The organism is Gemmiger sp. (genome assembly GCF_057431175.1).
In genome coordinates this window covers 16,832-37,847 of sequence record NZ_DBMDDV010000028.1, presented here as the reverse complement: position 1 = coordinate 37,847, position 21,016 = coordinate 16,832, and the positions used below count along the sequence as shown (strand labels likewise).

Here is a 21,016-nt window from a genome sequence, read left to right as displayed (position 1 = left end):
GCGTTGAAAACGCTGTGACCCCTAAATAGTGTACAAAAGTGTGAAAGAAAATGTGGATTATTGGTGAAAATGTGAATTGACAAAAGCTAATGGGGGGGGGGTATACTTTCAATAGTCTTGAAATTTACTGCAAAGTAAACAAACACTATTGAGAGGAGTCCTACCCCAATGAAGAAATTCCTTGCCATGCTCTGCGCTGTGGCGCTGGCGGCCCTGTGCGCCGTCTCCGCTTTTGCAGAGGCTACCCCTGGCCAGGCCGCCAACGAGCTGGCCACCAACATCCTGAACACCGCCAACAAGGGCATCATGCTTCCCGAGGCTGTTGAGATGACCGAGCACATCGCTGCTAATCCCACCATCCCTGTCACCAAAGAGCAGGCCAACGCGGCTATGGGCGTTATGAACGCTGTCGGCAATACCGTCGTTAAGAAGGTTGCCACCAGCAGCAAAGTTTCCAATGCCATCAGCTTTGAGTCCTACAAGGAGAACGGCGTTGTCGTCAATAGCCTGACCCGCAAGGACGACAAGACCCTCGTGCTGGATGCTTCCTGGTCCGGCAATGAGGCCCAGCCCGAGATGGGCGTTATGGTCGCCGTGTACGGCCTGGAGTCCCGCGCGGGCTACCAGCTGGTTTACGTCGCTGACGACGGCACCCGCACCACCTACGACACCCAGCTGTCCTCCGCCAACAATGCGGTCGTATTCTGGATCCCCCACTTCTCCACCTATGAGATCGTCCGCGTCCGCGACTATGTTGAGCCCAGCGACGACAGCCAGACCGACGCTGACCGCGCTGCCCAGGCAGCCGCTGCTGCCGCCGAGGCTGCCCGCGTTGACGCCCAGTTCTACACCTGCCCGGCCTGCGGCTACCACAACTGGACCGGCACTGTGGGCGGCTACAAGTGCGACCACTGCGGCCACATCGAGGCCAAGGACCTGAGCAGCTACCCCAACGTCAAGGGCACTGCCACCCTGGCCGCCGCTTCCTCTACCAAGGCTGTGGGCACCAACCCCATCAAGGCTACCGGCGCTGACATGAACCTGATGGTCCTGGCCGTTCTGGTTCTGGCTGCGGCTATGGTCGGCGGCTTCGCCTGCGTTGCCCGCAAGCACAAGTAAAAAAGGATAAACTGCTTATGAAGGAAACACATTCCGGCAAAGCAGTGTCATCACACAGCAAGAGGAAGAACATTGTTCTTTCTCTTGTTTTTTGTGTGGCCGCAGTTTGCGTGGCACTGCTGGTTTTGGTTGGCCCCGGGCACAGCCTGGCGGGCGCGGCCCAGCGCTCCGGCGTGGACGCTGCGCTGCCCGCCTCCATCGATACGACAACTTCGGACAACACCGCCCAGCCCACCGAGGCCCCCACGGCACCGCCGCAGCCTGCGGCGGTGAACATCAATGATTTCGGCGGCTACCCCAGTGCGGGGGACGCTTTGGGCGAAATCAAAATCTCCGGCACGTCGGTGGACTGCACGCTGTACTATGGCGACGAGGATGCCCAGCTGGACGCGGGCGCGGGCATCTACCCGGGCAGCAAAATCCCCGGCGAGGGCGGTACAATTCTGGTGGCCGGACACACGGCGACTTTCTTCCGCGATTTTGAGCATGCCCAGAACGGTGCGCAGATCACCGTCACCACCGCCTACGGTACCTACGTCTACGAAATCACCGATATGCAGGTTGCGACCGACACCGACACCTCGGCCTACGACCTCGACGCGGCGGAGGAAAACATCATTCTCTACACCTGCTACCCGCTGGGCCAGACCGCGCTGACCGACCTGCGCTACTTCATCTACGGCCGCTTCGTCAGCGGCCCTGCGCTGGAGGGTCTGTCTTGACCCGCCCCGCAGAACACCCGGGCGCGGCGCGGCTCTCGGTCATGGTGCAGCTGGTGGGCAGTGTCTGCGCGGTGCTGCTGGCCCTGAGCCTGGCTCTGGCCGCCACGCTGCTGCGGGAGGGGCACTTTGCCGCCTGCATCGAAAACAGCGGCTACCTGGACACCCTTCACACCGCCGTGCTGGACACCTGCGGTGGGTACGCTGCGGCAGCGGGTACGACCGCTGACCCGCTGGCGGACATCATTACGCTGGAGGCTGTCCGCGCCGGGGTGTTGCACCGGGCCGACGGCCTGTGGCACGGCAGCACCGTCGATGAGACGGACCCCTTCAATGACCTCATCGTGACCTACCAGGACAACGTCGCCCCGGAACCCGCCGTCTACGATGGCTACCGCATCTTGCAGTACAACTGCCAGATGGAATGGAAAAGCGCCATGGCAACGCCGTTTTCGGCGGCTATTAGTATGGTGCTGCAATACCGCACCGTCGTGGCCGTGACGATGTACCTCTCGGCGCTGCTGCTGGTGGGGTGTATTGCGCTGCAATACCGCCTGGCGGCGAGATGGCGGGTATTCTGCCGCGGCCTGTTGCATATGGCCGATGCCTGCCTGCTGGCGGGCGCGGTGCTGGCCGGGTGGCTGGGCTTCGGCAGCGGCTATCGCAGCTGGACAGCAGTGGGGGATATCGGCTATACGCTGTTCTGCCGCTGGTTCGGTGCGCTGGCCCCGGCTGTGCTGGGCTGCGCCGCGCTGGTGGCGGCCATCCCGACCGGGCTGGTTTTCTGGGTCTGCGTGCAATATCACCGCGCGAAAGCGCAGCGCCCCTCTTGCAAAACCGAAAAACCTGTGTTATAATATATCCATACGGCAAAGGCGCCGTCTGATAGCATTGCTATCGGACGGCGCCTTTTCATTTTGATACAGAGCCGATTGGAGTGTAAAGAATATGGAAAAGATTCCCCGCCACGTGGACATTGATTACAGCAAGTACGCCCCCGATATCCCGGAGGACCAGCTCGAAGCCTACTACGGTCTGCCCAAGCACGTGCAGTTCTGCAGCGAGTGCGTCATGAGCAACCAAAAGCCCAACTCCTGCTATGAGTTTGAGCACACCATCAAATCCATCAAAAAGACGATGGTCATTCAGGACGACGGCGTCTGCGATGCCTGCCATGCCTGCCATAACAAGGCCAATGGTCACATCGACTGGGCCGAGCGCGAGAAGGAGCTGCGCGAACTCTGCGACCAGTACCGCAAGAACGACGGCAGCTACGACTGCCTGGTGCCCGGCTCCGGCGGCAAGGACAGCTTCTACGCCGCCCATCTGCTGAAATACAAGTACGGTATGCACCCGCTGACCGTGACCTGGGCCCCGCATATCTACACCCCCTGGGGCTGGGAGAATATGCAGGCCTGGATCCATGCAGGCTTTGACAACTACTTGTGCACCCCCAACGGTATGACCCACCGCCTGCTGACCCGCCTTGCCACCGAGAACCTGTTCCACCCATTCCAGCCGTTCATCCTGGGCCAGAAGCAGCTTGCCCCCAAGATGGCCGCCAAGTTCGGCATCCCGCTGGTGTTCTACGGCGAGAACGAGGCCGAGTTCGGCAACCCCATTGCCGACAACAACTCCGCCCTGCGCGATGAGCACTTCTTCGCCGTCAACGATTACGACCATATCTACCTGGGCGGCGTCAGCCTGCGCCAGCTGGAGGAGGACTATAAGGTCGATAAGGCCGACCTGGCGATTTATCTGCCGAGTGAGACGTCCAACCTCGAGAAAAACCACATCCAGGTGCGGTATCTGGGCTACTACGAAAAGTGGCACCCGCAGGGCGCGTACTATTACAGTGTCGAGCATGGCGGCTTCCGCCCCGCGCCGGAGCGCACCCAGGGAACCTACTCTAAGTACAACTCCATCGACGACAAAATCGACGATTTCTTCTACTACACCACCTACATCAAGTACGGTATCGGCCGCACGACCTACGATGCAGCGCAGGAGATCCGCAACGAGGAAATCACGCTGGACGAAGGCAAGGCGCTGTGCAAGAAGTTTGACGGCGAGTACCCCGACCGCTTTGAGAAGGAAATTTTCAAGTATCTGTCGCTGGACCGCCAGCACTTCCCCTGGGCCAGCCAGCTGTTTGAGCAGCCCAAGATGGACCGGGATTACTTCATGGACCTGGCCGACCGCTTCCGCTCTCCCCACATCTGGAAGTGGGAGGACGGTATGTGGAAGCTGCGCCACACCCCCTATGAGGGCGACAGCGAGGTTCTGTGGGGCGACCCGAGAGGCACGCATCACGAGATTTGACAAAGGGCTTCTCCCTCAGGGAAAGACTTTAACGAGGTTCACTTATGCTGAAAAAAATACGACTGATCGCCCGTCTTGACGTCAAAGACACCAACCTTGTCAAAGGCATCCAGTTGGAAGGGCTGCGCAAGCTGGGCGACCCCAACGCCTTTGCGAAAGAGTACTATGAGCAGGGCATCGACGAACTGCTCTATATAGATATCGTGGCAAGCCTGTACAACCGCAACAACTTAAGTGATATCGTGCGCAAAACCGTCGACGATGTGTATATCCCGGTCTGCGTGGGCGGCGGCTTGCGCAGCGTCGAGGATGTGCGCCACATCCTGGCGATGGGTGCGGACAAGGTCGCCATCAACACGGCGGCCATCAAGCGGCCCGAACTCATCACGGAGGTGGCCGAGGCTTTCGGCAGCCAGTGCATGGTGCTGTCCATCCAGGCCAAGCGCAGCCGCACCTGGCCCGGCAAGTGGGAGGCCTACTACGACAATGGCCGCGCCCACTCCGGGTATGACGTCGTCGAGTGGGCCAAGCGCGGCGTGGCGCTGGGCGCGGGCGAGATCCTGCTGACCAGCGTCGACAACGAGGGCTTGCAGCAGGGTATGGACCTGGAACTCATCGAGGCCGTGACCAAGGCTGTGAACGTGCCGGTCATCTGCGGCGGCGGTGTGGGCTGCGGCGATGATATCGTCGATGCCGCCAACGCGGGCGCGGACGCCGTGGCCTGCGCTGCGGTGCTGCATTATAAAAAAGAAACCGTGCAGGAGTTGAAGGATGACATCCGCGCGGGCGGGGTGGAGGTGCGCCGGGTATGAAAGTGACGATTATTGACTACGGCCTGTCCAACCTGCTCAGCGTGCAGCACGCCTTCGCGCATTTTGGCGCGGAGACACTGCTGACGAGCAAGCCGGAGGATGTGCTGGCCGCCGACGCGCTGGTGCTGCCCGGCGTGGGCGCATTCCAGGATGGCATGGCCGGGCTGGAAAAACTGGGCCTGGTGGAGCCGATCCGCCAAAAAGCCGCTGCCGGTACGCCGCTGCTGGGCATCTGCCTGGGAATGCAGATGCTGTTTGACGAGTCGGAGGAGTTCGGCTTGCATAAGGGCCTGGGGCTGATCCCGGGCCGCGTGGTGAAAATCCCCGACACCGACGCCGACGGCTGCCCCCAGCGGGTGCCGCACATCAGCTGGAACCCGCTGTACCCCGGCGGCAGCCGCGCCGATTTTGGCGGCACGGTGTTGGCGGCGGTGCAGCCCGGCGAGGAGTGCTACTTTATCCACAGCTACGAGGCCAAGCCCACCGACGAAACGGACTGCCTGGCCTTCACGGTCTACGGCGGCCGCCGCATCTGTGGCGCCGCCACCCACGGCAGCGTCCTGGGCTGCCAGTTCCACCCGGAAAAATCGGGGGAAGTAGGGTTGAAGATTATAGAGGAGTTTATGAAGTCGGCAGATAGGTAGGGGCCGGGTATGCCCGGCCCGCGGCTTTACCGTAAGAGCCCCCTGCCGTACCGTGGAGGGCCGGACATGTCCGGCCCCTACAGAGCAATCATCTGCAACGCCCTGTGCAATCCTGCACAGGGCGTTGCTTTTTCCCCCGCAATACGGTATAATTATCTTGTATAAATGTGCAAAGGGGAATCAGCCATGTCCTGTGATCTGCTCGTCGGCTCCACCGGCTTTGTGGGGGGCAACCTGGCGGCGAAGCATACCTTCACCGCGGCCTGCCACAGCAGCGATATCGCCGCGCAGTACGGCACCCGCCCGGATCTCTGCGTCTATGCGGGCGTGCCGGCCGCTATGTTTTTGGCCAACGCGGACCCGGAGGCAGACCTGGCTGTCATGCGCGCCGCGCGGGAAAATATCCGAAGAATCGCGCCGCAGCAGCTCGTCCTGATTTCCAGTATTGCCGTGCTGGCAGACAGCCGCGGCGTCTATGAGGACAGCCCCGCCCAGCCTGCTGAAAACCTGCCTGCCTACGGCAAAAACCGCCTGCAATTAGAGCAGTGGGTGCGGGAGGATTTCCCCGATGCGCTCATCGTGCGGCTGCCCGCGCTCTACGGCATCGGCATCAAAAAGAACTTCCTCTTTGACCTGCACACCATCACCCCGGCTATGTTGAAGCCGGAAAAATACGACGAACTGGCGGCAAAATCGCCGTTGGTGCAATCCGCCTACACGCTGGCGGACAACGGCTTTTACAAGCTGAACGGCACAGTAGATGCCGCAGCGCTCAAAGCGTTTTTTGCGGGCAACGATTTTAACGCACTGGCCTTCACCGATTCCCGCAGCCGCTACCAGTTTTACAACCTGGGGCGTCTCTGGCCGGACCTTGAGAAAGCCCGCGCCGCCGACTTGAAGCTGCTGCACCTCTGTACGCCGCCCATCACGGCGGGGGAGGTCTACACCGCCGTCACCGGCAGGAACTGGCACAACGAGCTTGCCAAGCCGCCGTTTGACTACGATCTGCGCAGCCGCCATGCGGACATTTTGGGTGGCAGCGGGGACTACCTGTGCACCAAACAACAGGAACTTGACGATATAACGCGCTTTCTGCGCGATTGGAGGGATTGACCCATGGCGAACTATCAGCTTGCCATCTCAAACATTGCGTGGCTCAAGGACGACGACGAGGCCGTCTACACCGCCATGCAGCAGGCGGGTTTCACCGGGCTGGAACTGGCCCCCACCCGCATTTTCTCCGAAGCACCGTATGAAAATCTGACCAGTGCGCTGCTGTTCGGCGGCTATCTCAAAAACCGCTGGGGCTTCTCGGTGCCCAGCCTGCAAAGCATCTGGTACGGCCAGAAGGGCAATATCTTCAACCCCGCCGACACAGAGCCGCTGCTGGATTACACGGCCCAGGCATTCCAGTTTGCCCACAGCCTGAACTGTCCCTCGCTGGTGTTCGGCTGCCCCAAAAACCGTATGCGCCCGCTGGGCGGCAACGATGCCGCCGCCGAGGCGTTCTTCATGCAGGCGGGCAACCTGGCGGCGCGGTACGGTGTGCATCTGGCACTGGAGGCCAACCCGCCGATGTACACGAACTATCTGAACGACACGGCGGACGCTTTCGCGTTGGTCAAGCGGCTGGATAACCCCGGCCTGTCGGTCAACTTTGATTTGTCCACTGTGCTGGCCCAGGGCGAGAAACTGCAAACTTTCATCGATGATATGCAGTATGTCAGCCACGTTCATATCAGCGAGCCGGGCCTGGCCCCCATCCAGAAACGCCCCGAGCACAGGGAACTGGCACTGCTGCTGGGGGCGGTGGGCTACCGCGGCTTTGTCTCCATCGAGATGGCCCACACCGACCTGGACACGATCCGCCGCACGATGGACTATATTGCGGAGGTGTTCGCATGATCGAGTACGAGCGCAAAAATCTGAACGGCGTGCCGGACTACACCGCCGCCGAATTTGAGGGCCGCCGCAGCGACTACTGCCTGCTGATTCCGGTCATCAACGAGGGTGCGCGCATCCTGACCGAGTTGGGCCGCGCCGAAAATGCGGGCATCAACAAAATCTGTGATATCGTCATCTGCGACGGCGGCTCCACCGACGGCAGCATGAAGCATGATATCTTGCAGCTTTACCACGTCAATACACTGCTGACAAAGACCGGCCCCGGCAAACAGGGGGCACAGCTGCGCATGGGCATCTATTTCGCGCTGAATCGCGGGTATAAGGGCGTTCTGACCATCGACGGCAACAACAAAGACTCGATTGAAGATGTACCCAAATTCATTGAAAAATTGCAGGCGGGCTATGACCTGGTGCAGGGCAGCCGCTTTATTGGGGGCGGCCATGCAATCAACACGCCGCCGGTGCGCTATGCGGCGGTGCGGCTCATCCATGCGCCGCTCATCAGCCTGGGGGCGCACCAGTGGTTCACCGATACCACCAACGCCTACCGTGCGTACAGCCGCGAGTACCTGACCCATCCCGACGTGCGTCCGCTGCGCGATGTCTTTGCCGGGTATGAGCTGCTGGCGTATCTGAGCATCCGCGCAACCCAGCTGGGCCTGAAGGCCTGCGAGGTCCCCGTGACCCGCGCCTACCCGGCCACCGGCAAAACACCCACCAAGATCACCGGCTTCAAGGGCAACAGCGACCTGATGAAGGTCCTGCTCAACGCGCTGAAGGGAAAGTATAATCCGTAAAAGGGGAGTGCTATGCACAAGATAAAAAAGTTTGCGGCAGAGCACAAGCGGGAAATCATCTTTGCAGCGATTTATCTGCTCATCGTAGTGTTTCGCTTCAGCTGGTTTTATACGCATGAAACCGCTATCGTGTACCGGGATTCGCAGGATTATCTGGCCTACGACCCGATACGCGCTTTGCAGGGCAGCGCGGTGAATGGCCGTGCGCCGGTGTACGGTACGATTTTGTATCTGATTCGCATAATCGTCGGCGAATGGCATCAGCTGCACGCAGCCACTTTTTTGCAGGAGCTGGTTGGCATCGCCGTTCTGCCGCTGTTTTCGGCCACGCTGCGCCGCGTGGGGGTGGGTACCCGCGTGCGGGCAGCGGTGCTCCTTCTGTACGGATTCTGCCCGGCGGTGTATGGCTGGGACAATGTTGTTTTGACAGAATCCCTTTCTCTGTCAGCCACCGTGGTATTCTTTTTCCTGATTGTTCGCTACATCCAGGAGCGCCGCTTTTGGGACGGTGCGGGTGCGCTGCTGGTTACGCTATGGCTCATTTTCCTGCGTCCGCAGTTCCTGACTTACCTGGCAATGCTCATGGTGTTTTTTGTCTGGCGGATGTTTTACGCTGATAAAAAGGAGAAAAAAGATTTGGGCATCCTGCTTGCATGGGGGGCAGTTGCTGCGCTGGGGATCATTGTCTACTGCGCGTCGTTTTCCAATCAGTTCGGGATATTCTCCCTGACCGATGCCGGACCGCGCCAGGATTTGAGAGTGTGTGTGGACCGCGGCTATTACAAAGATTTTGCGGACGAGGATGCCCGACAAATCGTGGAGGACGCCATAGCCGAGGACACCGGCATAGACGGCTACGCAGTCGGTAAATTGCTGTCCGTATACGGCAACGCCAAGGGACAAAAGCTGGCAAAGGATTTCTTCCGCACAAATGCCGTGCGCTATATCAAGGATACCTGCAACGTAATGTGGAACTATCGCGCGATCGAGCTGTCAGCTTATGGATTGGAACTGCGCTACGGCGATGACCGTGTGTATAACCTGTGTCTTGCCATCGCGCAGGAGGGTGAGTTACTGGCTAACCCGCTGGAACATTGGCTGACACTGTATGCTGCGTACATTCTCTCGCTGCTCTGGGGCGTGGTGATGGTCATTGCATGGGTGCAGCAAAAACGCCCGCCTTGGCTGCATATGGCCTTGTTTGCCCTGCTGATGTGTACGACTTTCTTGACTTTCTTTATCACCTGCGGCGAATATATGCGGACGATGATTACCGTTGTGCCGTATATGTTCATTTGTATGGGTATGGCGGTGCAGCGGCTTATTGTGCCGCATGGGCTTGTAAGTGTGTGCCCCAAAGGAGAAAAATAAATTGACCTACGATAAAATCATCCTCGGTGCGGGGCTGTATGGGCTGTATGCGGCGCAGAAATGCGGCGCGGCGGGCCAGCGCGTCCTTGTGCTGGAGCGTGACCCCGCGCCCTTTATGCGGGCAACCTACATCAACCAGGCCCGCGTCCATATGGGCTACCACTACCCGCGCAGCTACTCCACGGCCATCAAGTCGGCCCACTATTTTGAACGTTTCTGTGCGGATTACGGCTTCTGCCTGCACACGGAGTTTGACCAGGTCTACGCCACCAGCGCCCATTTCTCCTGGACGAACGCCGCCGAATTCCGCCGTTTCTGTGCGGCAGCGGGCATCCGCTGTGACGATGTTGCGCCCGAGCGGTACTTCAACCCCGGCCTTTGCGACGGCGCATTCCTGACGAAAGAATACACCTACGACGCCCAGGTGCTCAAGCGCTGGTTCCTGGAAAAGCTGGCGGCCCTGCCGAATGTCGAAATCCTGTACAGCCACAAGCCCGACAAGATCGAGAAAGCCGGTGGCGCGTGGCGGGTCGCGGCGGGGGACACCACCGCCGAAGCGCCCTACCTGCTCAACGCTACCTATGCGGGCGTCAACGATGTGCACGCCCTGCTAGGGCTGCCGCCCTTCGGCATCAAGTACGAAAAATGCGAGATCATCTTGTGTACGGTGGAGAATGCCTTAAAGCACACCGGCATCACGGTCATGGATGGGCCGTTTTTCAGCCTGATGCCCTTCGGCCAGACCGGGCTGCACAGCCTGACCAGCGTGACCTTCACCCCGCATGAGACGAGCTATGACAGCGTCGCGACTTTCCCCTGCCAGGCAGAAAGCGGCGGTTGCTGCACCCCGGGCAGCCTGTACAACTGTAACGAGTGCCCGGCCAAGCCGCAAAGCGCCTGGCCCTACATGAGCCAGCTGGCCCGCAAATATTTAAAGGAAGAATACGGTTTTGCCTACCACAGCAGCCTGTTCAGCATGAAACCGATTTTGAAGGCAAGCGAAATTGACGACTCGCGCCCGACGGTCGTGCGCGTCATGAGCGATGAGCCGAAGCTCGTCAGCGTGCTGAGCGGCAAGATCAACACCGTATATGACCTGGACGAGGTGCTGGAAGTATGAACACAAAAGAAAAAAACTTTGTCTCGGCGGTTGTCTACCTGCACAACGACGGTGCCCGCGCGGTGGAGTTCTGCCGCACCGCCGCCGCCGAGCTGGACGCCCACTTCGCCCAGTATGAGCTGGTCGTCGTGGATGACGCCTGCACCGACGACACCGTGGCCCAGCTGCGCGTCTGGGGCAAAGAGCAGGCCGCTCCGCTGACGATTTTGCACATGAGCACCTACCACGGCCTGGAAAACGCCATGAACGCGGGTCTTGACGCTGCCATCGGCGACTATGTGTATGAGTTCGATTCCACCGAGCTTTGCTACCCGGCGGAGCTGATTTTCAAGGCATACCAGACCGCGCTGAACGGCAGCGACATCGTCTCGGTCTGCCCGCGCACCGTGCGGGGCAGCAGCGGCCTGTTTTACAAGGTGTTCAACGCTCATTCCCAAAGTGCCTACCGGCTGCGCACTGATGCGTTCCGGCTGGTCACGCGCCGCGCCATCAACCGCGTACACGCTTCCAGTGCCCACCTGCCCTACCGCAAGGCGGCCTACGCAGCGTCGGGCCTGAAAATGACCGATCTGGAATTTGACGGCCAGCTGACCGTCAAGAGCAAGGGTCGGTTCAACCTGGCGCTGGACAGCCTGGCGCTGTACACCAACGCTGGGTTCAAGGCCAGCATGACGGTCACCCTCTGCATGCTGGCGCTGGCCCTGGCCGAGCTGGTCTACACGCTGGTGGTGTTCATCACCGGCCACCCGGTCGAGGGCTGGACCACCACGATGTTCGTCATCACGGTGGGATTTTCCGGGCTGTTTGCGGTGCTGACCATCGTGGTCAAGTACCTGTCGCTGCTGGTGGATCTGGTGTTCAAGCAGCAGAAATATTTAGTGGAGAGCATCGAAAAGCTGCAAAAGTGATCCATGAAGAATTTACACAAAAAGCAACTTCGCCTGTCCCGCCGGGGCTTCTGGCTGGTCTGCGCCCTGCTGGTCTGCCTGCGCCTGACGCTGACGAGCTTTCAGCAGGCGTACACCTGGGTGGGCGGCGCCCCGCTGGACGATGAACTGATGTTCCGCGCGGCGCAGAATATCACGGCGGGGGAGTGGCTGGGCGCGTATGACTACCTGACGCTGTCCAAGGCCATGTTCTTCCCGGTGTGGCTGGCCCTGCTGCACGCACTGCACCTGCCGTATCTGGTCGCGGGGGCGACGCTCTGGTGCGGCGCGGCGCTGCTGGCAGCGTTTGCATTTTCGCCGCTGTGGCGCAAAAAACAGCCCGAGCAGGGCCGTGTGCTGACGCTGGCGCTGTTTGCGGCGCTGGCGTTTCTGCCGTCGTCCTGGGCGGCCTACACGCTGCGCGTTTACCGCGACAACATCTTCCCGGCACTCTGCCTGTACTTTTTTGCGGGCATGGCCGGGATGGCACTGCGGGCCGTCTTTGAAAAAGACAAGCCGCTCTGGCCCTGGCTGGCAGCGGCGGGCGCGGGCCTGGCCTGCGGCTACCTCGACCGCGAGGACGCCGGGCTGTTCCTGCTGCCCTTTGCCGCGGCGGCTACCGTCATTGTGGCGGTGGTGCTGGTGGGTCAGCGCCGCTGGAGAGCCTTTGCCGCGCAGGTCATCCCCTACGCCATGCTCGGCGTCGGTGTGCTGACCTTCTGCACCCTCAACTACACCCACTACGGTGTGTTTGCCCTGTCGGATTTCTCCGAGGGCTCGTTTGCCGCCGCCATGGGCGCGATGATGCGCGTTGACACGGACAGCGACAAACCGTACCTGTCTGTGCCCGCTGACGCACGCGAAAAAATCTACGAAGCTGTGCCGGAACTGAAACCCGTCGCCTACTGGTTGGAAGAGGATGCCCAGATGGAGAACGACTTCCGCGACCCAGGCCTTGACGACTACCGCGCGGGCAGCTTCTATTGGGCCATCCGCCGCGCCGCCCAGTATGAGGGCATCTACGCCGACGCCCAGACTGCAGCCAACTATTGGCAGACCGTGGCGGACAAGATCAACGCCGCCTGCGACGCGGGCACCCTGCCCAGCCGCACCGGCAAACGGGTCGCCACCAGCCAACCCATCACGGCGGCCTACGTGCCCGCCACGCTGGCCGAGACCTGGAACGGCTTCTGGCACGTGCTGGGCTTCCGCGACTGTGCGCCCTACGAGGCGCTGCGGTCGATTGGAACCGACGACGACATTGCGGCATGGTCCGGCTACCTGCACTGCGGCTTCAACGCTGCCGCCAACGCGGGGGAGGACACGCCCTATTACAGCCCCTACCAGCGTGCGATTTTCGCTGTTATGCAGGGGTGGACCTGGGTGTACAGCGTTATGCTGACGGTTTGCGTGTTCTGCGCGGTGGTGTTCCAGCTTATGAAGTTTTTATCGTGTCTGCGAAAAAAATGCGCGGCGGAGACCGTTGTGCCCTGGCTGCTGCTGTTCGGCATCTTCGGTATTGCGCTGCTGCGCTGCGCCATGATCGCTTTTGTCGAGGTGTCCAGCTTCGGCATCGGCACCAGCACCATGTACCTGGCTCCGGTACACCCGCTGCTGGTTCTCTACGTATTTGCCGGGCTGTTTTTGTATGGACGGCCTATATCTGTTAAAAGAAAGGACAACGCATGACGGACTTATTGGTCATCGGCGGCGGTGCGGCGGGCCTGATGGCAGCCGGGGCGGCCTGCGCCCGGAGCCTGACCGTGACCGTACTGGAGCACAACCCCAAAGGCCCCGGCCAAAAGCTGCTCATCACCGGGAAAGGACGCTGCAACGTCACAAGTGACAGCGATGTGCGGGAGTTTTTACCCTATGTGCGCCACAACGGGCGGTTCCTGTACTCGAGCCTCTACGCCTTTCCGCCGTCAGCGGCGATGGAACTGTTTGAATCCCTCGGCGTGCCGCTCAAAACCGAGCGCGGGCGGCGGGTGTTCCCCCAGAGCGACCGCGCCGCCGACGTGCTGGCCGCCCTGCGGGACTATGCCCGGGACGCTGAATTTGTGCGCGGCAGCGCGAAAAAGCTGCTGATCGAGGACGGCGTCTGCAAGGGCACCGTCACCGACCGGGGCGAGACACTGCGGGCCGAGAACACGCTGATCGCCACCGGCGGCATCAGCTACCCGGCCACCGGCAGCGACGGCAGCGGCTACAAGCTGGCGCGTCAGGCGGGGCACAGCATTGTGCCGCCCCAGCCCAGCCTGTGCAGCCTGGTCAGCCCCGACCCGGCCTGCCGCCGCATGATGGGCCTGGCCCTGCGCAACGTCACGTTGACACTGCTCTGCGACGGCAAGCCGCTGTTTACCGAGCAGGGCGAGGCACTGTTCACCCACTTCGGCCTGTCCGGGCCGCTGGTGCTCTCGGCCAGCACCTACATCGAGGACATCACGAAGCACCGCTATATCTGTGAGTTTGACCTAAAGCCTGCGCTGGACGAGAAAACGCTCTATGACCGCCTGACCCGCGACTTTGCCGAGCAGGGCAGCCACAGCGCGCAGGGCGCACTGGCTAAGCTGCTGCCCAATTCCATGCGCCCGGTAGCTGTGGAAAAGTGGGGCGTTGACCCTGCCACCAGAGCCGCGCAGATTACGCGGGAGCAGAAGCAGGCCCTTGTGGACCTGTGCAAGCACTGGCAGGTGCCGGTGTCGGCGCTGGGCGACAAGGAACACGCCGTTATCACGGCGGGCGGCGTGGATGTGCGCGAGGTCGATCCCAAGACGATGGCAAGCAAGCTCTGCGAGGGGCTGTACTTTGCCGGTGAGGTCCTTGATGTGGACGCCCGCACCGGCGGGTATAACCTGCAAATCGCTTGGGCGACGGCCCAAGCGGCGGTGCGGGCGCTGTAACCCCAAGCCTTCCTCCGTTGGGGGGAAGGTGGCTCCGCAGGGCCGGATGAGGGGCGGCCTTACGGCGGCAGCCCGTTGATGGGCAAACCACCCGGTAGGGGCCGGGTATGCCCGGCCCGCAACTTTACGGCGGCAACATGTTTATGGGTTGTGCCGGAAAACGCTCCCCTCATCAGCCGCCTGCGGGCGGCAGCTTCTCCCCTCAGGGGAGAAGCCAAAGTGATATTTATTATTTAAAAAGGGTGATATATCATGGTTTCTATCGCAATCGATGGCCCGTCCGGGGCCGGTAAATCCAGCCTGGCCAAGGCACTGGCCAAGGATCTGGGCTATGTCTACGTCGACACCGGCGCTATGTACCGCTCCATCGGGCTGTACGCCGTGCGCGCGGGCGTGGATCCCCACGACGCCGACGCCGTAGCCGCACTGCTGCCGAAGATCCGGCTGGATATCCGCCTGTTGGACGGCGCACAGCACATCTACCTGAACGGTGAGGACGTCAGCGACGCCATCCGTGCCGAGAACATCGGCATGGCCGCCTCCGCCGTGGCTGCGCACCCCGCCGTGCGTACCTTCCTGCTGGACACCCAGCGCGGGCTGGCCGCCAGCCAGAACATCCTGATGGATGGCCGCGATATCGGTACGGTGGTTCTGCCGAATGCCACCGTCAAGATTTTCTTGACCGCCAGCGCCGAGGCCCGCGCCCAGCGCCGCGCCAAGGAGTTGGCCGAGAAGGGCCAGCCCGCCGACTTCGCCACGGTGCTGGCAGATATCCAGCAGCGCGACTATCAGGACAGCCACCGCGCCGTCGCCCCGCTGAAACAGGCTGCGGACGCCATTCTGGTGGACACCAGTGACATCGGTTTGCAGGAGAGCTTTGACCTGCTGAAGCGCACCATTCTTGCGCATATCTGAGGGGGCAGCTTATGCTTTTATACTGGATTCTGCTGCCCATTGTCTGGGTGCTGGCGCACATCATCTGGCGGTTTGAGGTCATCGGCCGCGAGAATCTGAAAGCCGTCCGCGATGGCCGCGCTTATGTCATTGCGCCGAACCATATCGCCAATCTGGATCCTGTTTTCGTCGCTATAACGGTGTTTGACTGGAAACGGCTGCGCATTTTGGCAAAGGAAGAACTCTTTAAAAATCCGCTGGCCGGGTGGTTCCTGCGCTGCATGGGCGCGGTCGCCATTGAGCGCGGCAAGGGCGACACAACCATCGTGGAAAAGCTGACGAATGAGTGCAAAAATGGTACAGGCATCATGGTCTTTCCCGAGGGCACCCGCACCAAAACCGGCAAGCTGGGCATGATCAAAAGCGGCGCGTTCGTCATTGCCGCCGCAGCCGGGGCCGATATGCTGCCGGTGCGCATCATCTACGGCACCAAGGACGGTAAAATGCACCTGTTCTGTAAAATCCGCATCGTGTTCGGTGAGGCTATCCCTGCCGAGGATCTGCAAATTAAAGACCAGAGCCACAAAATGGCCGAGCTGCGCCGCATGAAGAACCGCCTGCGCGACGAGTTGGAACAGCTGCTGGCGGACAACGCCTTCACCCCGCAGATTGCCGAGAACCCCGCTCCCGCCGTGGATGTGCCCGAAACGACCGACAAGCCGCAGCTGCCAAAAGGAGACGCATAATATGCAAATCATCCGTGCAAAAACAGCCGGGTTCTGCTTCGGCGTGGACCGCGCTGTCAAGCTGACCTATGATTTATTGGCGCAGGGACGCAAAGTTGCGACCCTTGGCCCGCTGATCCACAACGCCCAGGTCGTAGCCGACCTGGAAGAAAAAGGCGCTGTGACCTGCCCCGATATCGACGCCGTACCCGATGGGTACGAGGTCATCATCCGCAGTCATGGCGTGCCCAGAACTGTCTATGATAAAATAAGCACACGCCGCCTGGCGTATCACGATGCCACCTGCCCGTTTGTAGCAAAAATCCATAAAATTGCTATGGAAGCAGACAAAATCGGTGCGCTTTTGCTGGTCGCTGGCGACGCTGACCACCCGGAAGTGCAGGGGATTGTAGGCCATACAACAGGCCCGGTGCGGGTTTTTGCCGATTTGGAGCAACTGCAAAAATTGCTCCCTGAACTTTTGCAACAAGAATCCATCTACGTGGTCGCACAAACGACGTTTCGCGTGGAAAGTTGGGAAAATTGCAAAGGTTTTTTAAAAAAAGAGTGTACAAAAGCCAAAATTTTTGATACAATATGTAATGCAACGTGGGCGAGGCAACAGGAAGCGGAAGACCTCAGCCAAAAATGCGACCGCATGGTCGTCATTGGTGGTCATCATTCTTCCAATACCCAAAAGCTGTTACAGGTCGCCGCGCGGCATACCAAAGCCATCAACGTCGAGACTGCTGATGAACTCGACCCAAGCTGGCTTGCCGGTGCTGCGGTGGTGGGCGTGACGGCCGGGGCTTCAACGCCTTCGTCTATAATTGAGGAGGTACTTAACAGTATGAGTGAAATCCGTGACGACATGAGCTTTGAGGAGATGCTCGCCGCATCCGAAGCAAAGCCCCTGTACGCAGGCAAGATTGTAAAAGCCAAGGTCATCAGCGTTTCTCCGACGGAATGCACCGTCGGCATCGATGGTTCCAAGCACACCGGCATTGTGCCCCTGCGCGAGATGAGCCATGATCCCAACGCCAAGATGGAAGACCTTGTTAAAGAGGGCGACGATCTGGATCTGGTGGTCGTTAAGACCAACGACCAGGAGGGTGTTGACACCCTGTCCCGCGTCCGTTTTGAGGCCCAGAAGGGCATGAAGGACGTCTCCGAGGCTGCCGAGAACGGCACCGTCATGGAAGGCGATGTCATGGAAGCCAACAAGGGCGGCGTTGTTGTCAACGTCAAGGGCGTTCGCGTCTTTGTTCCCCGCTCTCAGGCCACCATGCGCCGCGACGAGGACTACACCAAGCTGGTTGGCCAGCACGTTCAGCTGGTCATCACCGAGTGTGCCGGCCGCAAGATCGTCGGCTCCATCAACAAGGTCACTGCCGAGGCCAACAAGGCCAAGCGCGAGGAGTTCTGGGCCAATGTTGAGGTCGGCAAGCAGTACAAGGGCGTTGTCAAGAGCCTGACTTCTTACGGCGCTTTCGTTGACGTGGGCGGTGTCGATGGCCTGTGCCACATCAGCGAGCTGAGCTGGAACAACATCAAGCATCCCTCTGAGGTCGTCAAGGTCGGCGACGAGATCGAAGTCTACGTCAAGAGCTACGATCCCGAAAACCAGAAGGTCTCCCTGGGCTACAAGAAGGAAGAGGACAACCCCTGGGTCAAGCTGGAGAACGAAGTCCCCGTTGGCACTGAGTTCACCGCTCCCGTTGTCTCCATCACCAAGTTTGGCGCTTTCGTCCGCATCATGCCGGGCATTGACGGTCTCGTTCACATCAGCGAGATCAGCAACGAGCGCGTGAACAAGGTTTCCGATGTGCTGAAGGTTGGCGACGAGGTTCGCGTTAAGCTGACCGCAGTTGACTTCGACCGCAAGCGCATCAGCCTGTCCATGAAGGCCTGCCTCGACGAGAACGGCGAGGACGCTGAATAAGTCTGAGCAACCGCAAGGGGCCTGCCTGTTGTAACAGGCAGGCCCCTTTTGTATAAGAACGTTGTAGGGGACGGCGTCCTCGACGCCCCGCGGGTGGGCGATGCCCGCCCCTACAAATAAAACGGGTACATCATGCAAAAACTCAAAGGCTTCATCAAAAAATACTACGAGGGCTTGGCCTACCTATTCTTCGGCGGGGTGGCAACGCTCTTGAACCTGGTCGTGTTCGCGGCCTTCCAGGCGGCGTTCGGCACGGATTTTGCGGCGGGTATCGGCAATGTCATCGACAACATCATCTGCATCCTCTTTGCTTACTGGACAAACCACACCTTTGTGTTCAAGAGCGAGAACAAAGGCAAGGCAGCCCTGGCAGAGTTCGGGCAGTTTGTGTCCTGCCGCATCGCAACGATGGTCATGGACCAGCTCATTATCTGGGTGGGCGTCAGCCTGGTCGGTCCGCACGTCGCTTTCGCCGCTGCCAACGGCAAGCTGTGGGCGATGGGCGTCAAGCTGTTCAGCCAGGTCATCGTCATTTTGTCCAACTATGTTTTCAGCAAATTGTTTATCTTTAAAAAGAAGTGACTTGAACCGGGAAGGAGACAGCCATGCTTATTTTTAAGGTAGCCAAATTCGCACTGAGGCACCCGCTGCTGACCCACGGAGCAAAGCAGCTGGTGCACAAAAAATTACGTCCCAAAAAGGAGGCATCCCCTATGAAACAGAAAGTTCGCGGTCATGCATTCCGTCTGGTGGGGCTGATCCTGGGCATCATCGGTGCCACGGTCAGCATCACCTCCATCGTATTTGCGGCGCTGGGTCTGCATCAGGCGCGCCTGTGCAAGCGCTGTGAGAAAGGGGAAAATTTCCGATGAAATACACGAAAGAAGAAATGCTGAGCAAGGTCGACCATACCCTGCTCAAGCCCGAGGCTACCTGGCCCCAGATCCAGACCCTGTGTGACGAGGCCATCGCCAACCACTGCGCTTCTGTCTGCATCAATACCTGCTATGTCAAGCAGGCCGCCCAGTACATGGCGGGCCGTGTGCCGGTCTGCTGCGTCGTCGGCTTCCCCCTCGGCGCTATGGACACCGCCAGTAAGGCCTTTGAGGCCAAAACTGCCGTTGAGAACGGCGCGTCCGAGGTCGATATGGTCATCAACATCGGCTGGCTGAAAAACAAGCAGTACGACGATGTGCGCAACGACATTGCCGCCGTCAAGGCCGCCGTGGGCGACAAGGTGCTGAAGGTCATCATCGAGACCTGTCTGCTGACCGAGGAAGAGAAGATCAAGATGTGCGACATCGTCCCCGAGGCCGGTGCTGACTTCATCAAGACGTCCACCGGTTTTTCCACCGGCGGCGCGACCTTCCACGACATTGAGCTGTTCGCCAAGCACGTTGCGGGCCGCTGCAAGATCAAGGCTGCGGGCGGCATCTCCACCGTTGAGGACATCGAGAAGTTCCTCGACCTCGGCGCGGACCGCCTGGGCACTTCCCGTGCCGTCAAGCTGCTCACCTCCGGCGAGGCCGGCAGCGGGTACTAAGGGCGGAACACGAAATAAAATAAAAAGGCGTTGCTGTCAGATAGATAGCAGCGCCTTTTTATGTTGTGTGCATCCGTAGGGGCCGGGTATGCCCGGCCCGCAGTTTCCCATAAATACCCGCTTATCCTTACAAACTGGAATTTCACTTACTTAGATAATGGCAATGTCAATTTTCCTGATAATAAAAAATACAGCAGAAGTAAACCAACTATAATTAGAATACCGCCAACCACTTTAATGCCAATTCGATTAACCTTGTTATTTTTTATAATTTTATTTGCAAAAACCAATAGTAGCGCACCAACTACTATAATAAAAACAGATATTAACGGATACATGAGTTTTCTCCTTTCAAATTCCGATTTGATATGCTAAATCAAGTATATCATACTCTCCCGCCAAAGAACACCCCTGTCCTCTTGTCATATGCTGCCCTGCGCACCGTATACATTTACAAATCTAAAGATTGGGGGCGTACCTATGCAAACTTCACCGATTGTACTTACCACGATTGCCGGGCTGTCCACGGGATTGGGCGGGGCGCTGGCGGTGCTCTGCACACCGACAGAACGGCTGCTGGCGGCCAGCGCAGGCTTTGCGGGCGGGGTCATGCTCACGGCGTCACTGACCGATCTGCTGCCCGAAGCGCTGGATTTTTACGCCGCTTACCTGCCGCCGCTGGGCAGCGGCGGGGCGGCGGTGTCGCTGCTGGCACTGGGAATGCTGACCGCTGCGCTGCTGGGACGACTTTTGCCCGAGGAATCCGAGCTGGCCGACCGCTTTGGTCAGGGCCGCGACCCGGCCCGCGCGGCGGCCATGCGCACGGCCCTCATCACCGGCGCGGCACTGCTGCTGCACAACTTCCCCGAGGGCGTACTCACATTCTTCGCCGGGACGGCAGACCCGGCGCTGGGTCTGCGCACTGCGGCGGCCATTGCACTGCACAACATCCCGGAGGGCCTTGCCGTGGCGGTGCCCTTTGCCTACGCGACCCGCAGCCGCGCAGCCGGTGTGCTGGCGGCGCTTGTCTCCGGGCTGGCGGAACCCTTGGGGGCGGTGCTGGCCTGGCTGTTCCTGCGCCGGTTTTTTACACCCGGCTTTTTGACGGGGACGGTCGTGCTGGCGGCGGGTATTATGGTATGGGTGGCCCTGGCCCAGCTGCTGCCCCAGGCCCTAGCAGCCAAACATCGCGCTGCGGGCATTTTTGGTGCGGCGGCAGGCACCCTGCTGATGCTGTTAGGCATTGCGGCGCTGCCGTAAATGTGGTATACTAT

At 60.0% G+C, this 21,016-nt stretch carries 22 protein-coding genes; 21 read left to right on the top strand and 1 reads right to left on the bottom strand.

The features are described from left to right. Positions 1-168: 168 nt before the first annotated feature. The 20 genes from ACZO0A_RS10175 to deoC all read left to right on the top strand — a co-directional run bounded on the left by ACZO0A_RS10175 (position 169) and on the right by deoC (position 19,742). Positions 169-1,119 (top strand): hypothetical protein, encoded by a 951-nt coding sequence (locus tag ACZO0A_RS10175; RefSeq protein ID WP_291208925.1) that lies wholly within the window; start codon positions 169-171, stop codon positions 1,117-1,119. A gap of 110 nt (positions 1,120-1,229) precedes the next feature. Further along, positions 1,230-1,841, top strand: coding sequence for a class D sortase (locus ACZO0A_RS10170; RefSeq protein ID WP_337808163.1), 612 nt, complete (start codon positions 1,230-1,232; stop codon positions 1,839-1,841). Next, positions 1,838-2,695, top strand: a complete 858-nt coding sequence (locus ACZO0A_RS10165) for a hypothetical protein (RefSeq protein ID WP_337808162.1) — start codon at positions 1,838-1,840, stop codon at positions 2,693-2,695. The genes ACZO0A_RS10170 and ACZO0A_RS10165 overlap by 4 nt, the downstream gene beginning before the upstream one ends. A 91-nt stretch (positions 2,696-2,786) precedes the next feature. After that, the gene (locus tag ACZO0A_RS10160; RefSeq protein ID WP_302375987.1) at positions 2,787-4,160 is read left to right on the top strand and encodes an N-acetyl sugar amidotransferase; all 1,374 of its coding nucleotides are present in this window, start codon (positions 2,787-2,789) and stop codon (positions 4,158-4,160) included. Between the two features lie 44 nt (positions 4,161-4,204). Next, positions 4,205-4,972 carry an imidazole glycerol phosphate synthase subunit HisF gene (gene hisF / locus ACZO0A_RS10155; protein ID WP_291208937.1) on the top strand — a complete coding sequence of 256 codons (768 nt, stop codon included), beginning with the start codon at positions 4,205-4,207 and terminating at the stop codon, positions 4,970-4,972. Next, positions 4,969-5,616 carry an imidazole glycerol phosphate synthase subunit HisH gene (gene hisH, locus ACZO0A_RS10150; RefSeq protein WP_302375986.1) on the top strand — a complete coding sequence of 216 codons (648 nt, stop codon included), beginning with the start codon at positions 4,969-4,971 and terminating at the stop codon, positions 5,614-5,616. Before hisF ends, hisH begins: the two co-directional genes overlap by 4 nt. 186 nt (positions 5,617-5,802) lie before the next feature. Next, the gene (locus ACZO0A_RS10145; RefSeq protein ID WP_291208943.1) at positions 5,803-6,729 is read left to right on the top strand and encodes a sugar nucleotide-binding protein; all 927 of its coding nucleotides are present in this window, start codon (positions 5,803-5,805) and stop codon (positions 6,727-6,729) included. 3 nt (positions 6,730-6,732) lie between these two features. Beyond that, entirely contained in the window at positions 6,733-7,521 is a 789-nt protein-coding gene (locus ACZO0A_RS10140) for a sugar phosphate isomerase/epimerase family protein (RefSeq protein ID WP_215690988.1), read from the top strand. Further along, positions 7,518-8,318: a glycosyltransferase family 2 protein gene (locus ACZO0A_RS10135; RefSeq protein WP_302370759.1), complete on the top strand. Its 801-nt coding sequence runs from the start codon at positions 7,518-7,520 to the stop codon at positions 8,316-8,318. Before ACZO0A_RS10140 ends, ACZO0A_RS10135 begins: the two co-directional genes overlap by 4 nt. Before the next feature lie 12 nt (positions 8,319-8,330). Further along, a complete protein-coding gene (locus ACZO0A_RS10130) occupies positions 8,331-9,689 on the top strand; it encodes a hypothetical protein (protein ID WP_291232163.1) in 1,359 nt (452 codons plus the stop codon). 1 nt (position 9,690) lies between these two features. Further along, positions 9,691-10,809 (top strand): FAD-dependent oxidoreductase, encoded by a 1,119-nt coding sequence (locus ACZO0A_RS10125; protein WP_302375982.1) that lies wholly within the window; start codon positions 9,691-9,693, stop codon positions 10,807-10,809. Continuing rightward, positions 10,806-11,717, top strand: a complete 912-nt coding sequence (locus tag ACZO0A_RS10120) for a glycosyltransferase (protein WP_302375981.1) — start codon at positions 10,806-10,808, stop codon at positions 11,715-11,717. The genes ACZO0A_RS10125 and ACZO0A_RS10120 overlap by 4 nt, the downstream gene beginning before the upstream one ends. A gap of 3 nt (positions 11,718-11,720) precedes the next feature. Beyond that, the gene (locus ACZO0A_RS10115) at positions 11,721-13,424 is read left to right on the top strand and encodes a hypothetical protein (RefSeq protein WP_302375979.1); all 1,704 of its coding nucleotides are present in this window, start codon (positions 11,721-11,723) and stop codon (positions 13,422-13,424) included. After that, positions 13,421-14,638 carry a BaiN/RdsA family NAD(P)/FAD-dependent oxidoreductase gene (locus ACZO0A_RS10110; RefSeq protein ID WP_302375978.1) on the top strand — a complete coding sequence of 406 codons (1,218 nt, stop codon included), beginning with the start codon at positions 13,421-13,423 and terminating at the stop codon, positions 14,636-14,638. The genes ACZO0A_RS10115 and ACZO0A_RS10110 overlap by 4 nt, the downstream gene beginning before the upstream one ends. Before the next feature lie 252 nt (positions 14,639-14,890). After that, positions 14,891-15,553, top strand: coding sequence for a (d)CMP kinase (gene cmk, locus ACZO0A_RS10105; RefSeq protein WP_291232168.1), 663 nt, complete (start codon positions 14,891-14,893; stop codon positions 15,551-15,553). 11 nt (positions 15,554-15,564) lie between these two features. Continuing rightward, on the top strand, positions 15,565-16,278 hold the full coding sequence (locus tag ACZO0A_RS10100) for a lysophospholipid acyltransferase family protein (RefSeq protein ID WP_215691016.1): 714 nt from the start codon (positions 15,565-15,567) through the stop codon (positions 16,276-16,278). 1 nt (position 16,279) lies between these two features. Beyond that, entirely contained in the window at positions 16,280-18,199 is a 1,920-nt protein-coding gene (locus ACZO0A_RS10095; RefSeq protein WP_291232170.1) for a bifunctional 4-hydroxy-3-methylbut-2-enyl diphosphate reductase/30S ribosomal protein S1, read from the top strand. Between the two features lie 132 nt (positions 18,200-18,331). Then, entirely contained in the window at positions 18,332-18,781 is a 450-nt protein-coding gene (locus tag ACZO0A_RS10090) for a GtrA family protein (protein ID WP_215691026.1), read from the top strand. Between the two features lie 131 nt (positions 18,782-18,912). After that, positions 18,913-19,071 (top strand): hypothetical protein, encoded by a 159-nt coding sequence (locus ACZO0A_RS10085; protein WP_215691029.1) that lies wholly within the window; start codon positions 18,913-18,915, stop codon positions 19,069-19,071. After that, positions 19,068-19,742 (top strand): deoxyribose-phosphate aldolase, encoded by a 675-nt coding sequence (gene deoC / locus ACZO0A_RS10080; protein WP_215691032.1) that lies wholly within the window; start codon positions 19,068-19,070, stop codon positions 19,740-19,742. Before ACZO0A_RS10085 ends, deoC begins: the two co-directional genes overlap by 4 nt. Before the next feature lie 146 nt (positions 19,743-19,888). Here the strand turns inward: deoC and ACZO0A_RS10075 are convergent, their stop codons facing one another. Next, entirely contained in the window at positions 19,889-20,080 is a 192-nt protein-coding gene (locus ACZO0A_RS10075) for a hypothetical protein (protein WP_016147249.1), read from the bottom strand. A gap of 142 nt (positions 20,081-20,222) precedes the next feature. On the opposite strand from ACZO0A_RS10075, the gene ACZO0A_RS10070 reads away from it, so the two are divergent. Next, entirely contained in the window at positions 20,223-21,002 is a 780-nt protein-coding gene (locus ACZO0A_RS10070) for a ZIP family metal transporter (protein ID WP_215691033.1), read from the top strand. Positions 21,003-21,016: the final 14 nt, after the last annotated feature.

What these genes read in the sequence shown, in the direction of transcription:
- ACZO0A_RS10175 (WP_291208925.1), top strand. Translation starts at nt 169, where the DNA reads ATGAAGAAATTCCTTGCCATGCTCTGCGCTGTGGCGCTGGCGGCCCTG.
- ACZO0A_RS10160 (WP_302375987.1), top strand. Translation starts at nt 2,787, where the DNA reads ATGGAAAAGATTCCCCGCCACGTGGACATTGATTACAGCAAGTACGCC.
- hisF (WP_291208937.1), top strand. Translation starts at nt 4,205, where the DNA reads ATGCTGAAAAAAATACGACTGATCGCCCGTCTTGACGTCAAAGACACC.
- hisH (WP_302375986.1), top strand. Translation starts at nt 4,969, where the DNA reads ATGAAAGTGACGATTATTGACTACGGCCTGTCCAACCTGCTCAGCGTG.
- ACZO0A_RS10145 (WP_291208943.1), top strand. Translation starts at nt 5,803, where the DNA reads ATGTCCTGTGATCTGCTCGTCGGCTCCACCGGCTTTGTGGGGGGCAAC.
- ACZO0A_RS10140 (WP_215690988.1), top strand. Translation starts at nt 6,733, where the DNA reads ATGGCGAACTATCAGCTTGCCATCTCAAACATTGCGTGGCTCAAGGAC.
- ACZO0A_RS10135 (WP_302370759.1), top strand. Translation starts at nt 7,518, where the DNA reads ATGATCGAGTACGAGCGCAAAAATCTGAACGGCGTGCCGGACTACACC.
- ACZO0A_RS10130 (WP_291232163.1), top strand. Translation starts at nt 8,331, where the DNA reads ATGCACAAGATAAAAAAGTTTGCGGCAGAGCACAAGCGGGAAATCATC.
- ACZO0A_RS10120 (WP_302375981.1), top strand. Translation starts at nt 10,806, where the DNA reads ATGAACACAAAAGAAAAAAACTTTGTCTCGGCGGTTGTCTACCTGCAC.
- ACZO0A_RS10115 (WP_302375979.1), top strand. Translation starts at nt 11,721, where the DNA reads ATGAAGAATTTACACAAAAAGCAACTTCGCCTGTCCCGCCGGGGCTTC.
- ACZO0A_RS10110 (WP_302375978.1), top strand. Translation starts at nt 13,421, where the DNA reads ATGACGGACTTATTGGTCATCGGCGGCGGTGCGGCGGGCCTGATGGCA.
- cmk (WP_291232168.1), top strand. Translation starts at nt 14,891, where the DNA reads ATGGTTTCTATCGCAATCGATGGCCCGTCCGGGGCCGGTAAATCCAGC.
- ACZO0A_RS10100 (WP_215691016.1), top strand. Translation starts at nt 15,565, where the DNA reads ATGCTTTTATACTGGATTCTGCTGCCCATTGTCTGGGTGCTGGCGCAC.
- ACZO0A_RS10095 (WP_291232170.1), top strand. Translation starts at nt 16,280, where the DNA reads ATGCAAATCATCCGTGCAAAAACAGCCGGGTTCTGCTTCGGCGTGGAC.
- ACZO0A_RS10090 (WP_215691026.1), top strand. Translation starts at nt 18,332, where the DNA reads ATGCAAAAACTCAAAGGCTTCATCAAAAAATACTACGAGGGCTTGGCC.
- ACZO0A_RS10085 (WP_215691029.1), top strand. Translation starts at nt 18,913, where the DNA reads ATGAAACAGAAAGTTCGCGGTCATGCATTCCGTCTGGTGGGGCTGATC.
- deoC (WP_215691032.1), top strand. Translation starts at nt 19,068, where the DNA reads ATGAAATACACGAAAGAAGAAATGCTGAGCAAGGTCGACCATACCCTG.
- ACZO0A_RS10075 (WP_016147249.1), bottom strand. Translation starts at nt 20,080, where the DNA reads ATGTATCCGTTAATATCTGTTTTTATTATAGTAGTTGGTGCGCTACTA.
- ACZO0A_RS10070 (WP_215691033.1), top strand. Translation starts at nt 20,223, where the DNA reads ATGCAAACTTCACCGATTGTACTTACCACGATTGCCGGGCTGTCCACG.